The sequence below is a fragment of the Allobosea sp. NPDC055594 genome (assembly GCF_053618995.1).
On sequence record NZ_JBSHIO010000045.1, the window covers coordinates 1 to 2,196 of the forward strand.

Annotated in this window: 2 protein-coding genes; both read right to left on the minus strand. The window is 65.6% G+C overall.

The window, feature by feature from the left end:
* The coding region (locus ACWGRX_RS26850; protein ID WP_452120049.1) for a TRAP transporter large permease at window positions 1-1,610 on the minus strand (1,610 nt) is incomplete at its 3' end.
* Between the two features lie 152 nt (window positions 1,611-1,762).
* Window positions 1,763-2,196, minus strand: a 434-nt coding sequence (locus ACWGRX_RS26855) for a TRAP transporter small permease subunit (RefSeq protein WP_452120048.1), incomplete at its 5' end; no start/stop codon positions are given.

Below are 2,196 nucleotides of genomic sequence, written 5' to 3' on the forward strand. Positions count from 1 at the left end.
CCTCCGCCCAGTCCCGGTATCTGGATTGAGTCGAACTGTTTGTTGATCTGCTGCTGGTCGAGCTGCACTGCGGAGGATTTGTAGTGCATGACCATTTGCGGGAAGAAGACGACGAGAGCGACCATGATGCACTGGATGACGACGAAGGGTACGGCGCCCCAGTAGATCTGTCCGGTTGTGACCGGCTCCATCATCTTGCCGGTGACCTTGTCCTTGTAGCGTTCCTTGGGCGCGACCGAGCGCAGGAAGAACAGGGCGAAGCCGAAGGGCGGATGCATGAACGAGGTCTGCATGTTGACCGCGAGGATGACGCCGAACCAGATCAGGTCGATGCCGAGCTTGTCGGCGGCCGGTCCGAGCAGCGGCACGATGATGAAGGCGAGCTCGAAGAAGTCGAGGAAGAAGGCGAGCAGGAAGACCATCACGTTGACGACGATCAGGAATCCGGTGGCGCCGCCGGGCAGGCCGACGAGCAGGTGCTCGACCCAGAGATGGCCGTTGACGCCGTAGAAGGTCAGCGAGAACACCCGCGCGCCGACCAGGATGAAGAGCACGAAGGCCGAGAGCTTGGCGGTCGACTCGGTCGCCTGGCGCAGCAGGTCGAAGGTCATGCGCTTCTTGCCCCAGGCGAGCAGGATCGCGCCGGCCGCGCCCATGGCGCCGCCCTCGGTCGGGGTTGCGAGGCCGATGAAGATGGTGCCGAGCACGAGGAAGATCAGGGCGAGCGGCGGCACCATCACGAAGATCACCTGCTCGGTCATGCGCGAGAGCAGGTTGAGCTTCAGGATCTTGTTGGCGAGGGCGATGACGAAGGCCGCGGCGACCATGATCGACATGGTCAGGATGACGAAGTCGGCGCCGGCGGTGAGCTTGGTGAAGAGCTTCATATAGGCATAGGCGATGGCAAAGCAGATCAGCGTCACCACCAGCAGCGAGAAGCGCCTGGTCTTGCCGTCGGCGTCGCGCAGGGTCTGGGCCTCCGGCGGCAGGCCGGGGGCGCGCTTGGGATAGACGATGGTGATCAGGAAGATGTAGCCGGCATAGAGGCTGGCCAGCACCAGGCCGGGCACGAAGGCGCCCTCATACATGTCGCCGACCGAGCGGCCGAGCTGGTCGGCGAGGACGATCAGGACCAGCGAGGGTGGGATGATCTGGGCGAGCGTGCCCGACGCGGCGATGATGCCGGTGGCGAGGCGCCGGTCATAGCCGTAGCGCAGCATGATCGGCAGCGAGATCAGGCCCATCGAGATCACCGAGGCGGCGACGACGCCGGTGGTGGCGGCGAGCAGGGCGCCGACGAAGACCACGGCATAGGCGAGGCCGCCACGGATCGGCCCGAAGAGCTGGCCGATCGTGTCGAGCAGGTCCTCGGCCATACCCGAGCGCTCCAGCACCAGCCCCATGAAGGTGAAGAACGGGATGGCGAGCAGCACGTCGTTGTTCATCGTGCCGTAGATGCGCTCCGGCAGGGCCTGCAGGAAGTTCTCCTGGAACATGCCGAGCTCGATGCCGACCAGGGCGAAGAGCAGGCCGTTGGCGGCGAGCGCGAAGGCGACGGGGTAGCCGAGCAGCAGGAAGAAGACGAGCGCGGCGAACATCACCGGCGCCATGTTCTCGCGCAGGAAGTCGCCGAAGCCGGCGGCCTGCGCCTCGCCGGTATGCAGGCTGAAGAAGGCGGCGGCGCTGAGCGCGAGCAGCAGCGCGCAGGCGCGGGCGGAGCGGGCGAGGGTCATGGAAGCGTTCCGGGAATCTGCTGCTGGGCTCACGGGGCGAGGCCTTCGGCCTTCGCCTGGTCGAGCAGGCGCTGGGCCTCGGCCTCGGCAGCGGCCGCATGGCCGCGCGAGCTGTCGTCGTCGTCGAGATCGCCGCGCATAATCGCGATCTGCTTGATGATCTCGGCGACGCCCTGGAAGACGAGCATTACGAAGCCGATCACGACCAGGCCCTTGGCGGGCCATTGCGGCAGGCCGCCGGCCGAGAGCGACTGCTCGTTGATCGCATAGGAGCGCAGGAAGAACGGCACCGAATGGTAGACGATGAGCAGGGCGAACGGCATCAGGAAGAGCACATGGCCGACCAGGTCGATCCATTGCTGGACCCGCTTGGGCAGCATGCTGTTCACGATGTCGATGCGGATATGCTCCTTCACCTGCAGCGTCCAGGAGGCGCAGAGCAGGAAGACCGCACCGAACAGCA